Raw genomic sequence first — 1,769 nt, forward strand, 5'->3', positions numbered from 1 at the left:
CCGTGGCCTCCTGCGCGCAGTATTGCGATGTGTTGAGTTTCAACATGTACACGCTCAAGCCACAGGACGGCTATGACTTCGCCGCGCTGGGTGCCCTCGACAAACCGGTCTTGATCACCGAGTTCAACTTCGGCTCGACCGATCGCGGCCCGTTCTGGGGCGGCGTGACGCAGTTGAGCCGGGAAGAAGATCGCGGACCGGCCTACGCCAACTTCCTCAAGCAGGCGTTGAGTGAACCGTCGATTGTCGGTGTGCACTGGTTCCAGTATCTGGATCAGCCGGTGACCGGGCGTCTGCTCGATGGTGAGAACGGGCACTTCGGACTGGTCGGGGTGACGGATCTGCCGTATCAGGGGTTTGTCGAGACTGTGCGCAAAAGCAACCTGCAGGCGCTTGAACAGTTGGGCAAGGAGGCTGAGAAAGCGGCCGCTGCGGCGGGGCATGAAGCTGAAGGCGGACGCAAGGGCGAGGCCGGCAAGGGGCCGGGTGCCAGTCATGCGGGTGGGCATTCCGGGAATGGTCACTAAGGTTTAGACCGCGTTAGCGTTCTTCGCGAGCAAGCCCGCTTCCGCATTCGATCTCTGCTGCACTGAAGATCAGTGTGGCAGCGGGCCTGCTCGCGAAGGTGCCAGTAGCCTCACCACAGCATTTAACCGTCTGGCCCGCAGCTGTTCCCAAATCCCTCTAGGGCTGGAACAATGCGGGCCACTTTGTAGAGCGTTTTCGCGGGGGAGTTGCGGGTGCAGATTCAGGGACATTACGAGCTTCAATTCGAAGCGGTGCGCGAAGCCTTTGCCGCACTGTTCGACGATCCCCAGGAACGCGGCGCAGCCCTGTGCATCAAGGTCGGTGGAGAAACCGTTCTCGACCTCTGGTCCGGCACTGCCGACAAGGATGGTCGCGAGGCCTGGCACAGCGACACCATCGCCAACCTGTTTTCCTGCACCAAAACCTTCACCGCCGTCACCGCGCTACAGCTGGTTGCCGAAGGCAAGTTGCAACTCGATGTTCCGGTTGCGCGCTACTGGCCGGAGTTCGCCGCGGCCGGCAAAGAGTCGGTCACCCTGCGCCAATTGCTCTGCCATCAGGCCGGTCTGCCGGCCTTGCGTGAGTTGCTGGCGCCGGAAGCACTGTACGACTGGCAAACCATGGTCGACGCTCTCGCGGCTGAAGCACCGTGGTGGACGCCGGGCACCGGCCACGGTTATGCCGCAATCACTTACGGCTGGTTGATGGGCGAGTTGCTGCGGCGCGCCGACGGTCGCGGGCCGGGGGAGTCCATCGTCGCCCGTGTCGCCAGGCCCCTGGGCCTGGACTTTCACGTTGGCCTGGCCGATGAAGAGTTTCACCGCGTCGCGCATATCGCACGGGGCAAAGGCAATGCCGGGGACGCCGCCGCTCAGCGTCTGCTGCAAGTGACCCTGCGCGAACCGACCGCGATGACCACCCGCGCCTTTACCAATCCGCCCTCGGTGCTCACCAGCACCAACAAGCCGGAGTGGCGCCGCATGCAGCAACCGGCGGCCAACGGCCACGGCAACGCGCGCAGTCTGGCGGGCTTTTACGCCGGTTTGCTCGACGGCAGCCTGCTCGAGAGCGACATGCTCGAAGAGCTGACCCGCGAACACAGCCTCGGCGAAGACAAGACTCTGTTGACCCGTACCCGTTTCGGTCTGGGCTGCATGCTCGATCAACCGGACGTGCCGAACGCCACCTACGGCCTCGGCCCGCGGGCGTTCGGCACGTCCGGTTGATCGAGCATGCAGCCC

General features: G+C 63.8%; 2 pseudogenes. Both read left to right on the top strand.

The features are described from left to right. Positions 1-527 (top strand): annotated as a pseudogene (locus DBR24_RS16380) (beta-agarase); the annotation flags it as partial. A gap of 213 nt (positions 528-740) precedes the next feature. Beyond that, positions 741-1,751, top strand: a pseudogene (locus tag DBR24_RS16385) (serine hydrolase domain-containing protein); the annotation flags it as partial. Positions 1,752-1,769 lie beyond the last annotated feature (18 nt).

Origin of the sequence: Pseudomonas sp. HMWF006 (assembly GCF_003061205.1) — a bacterium.
GTDB classification, from domain to species: Bacteria; Pseudomonadota; Gammaproteobacteria; order Pseudomonadales; family Pseudomonadaceae; genus Aquipseudomonas; species Aquipseudomonas monsensis.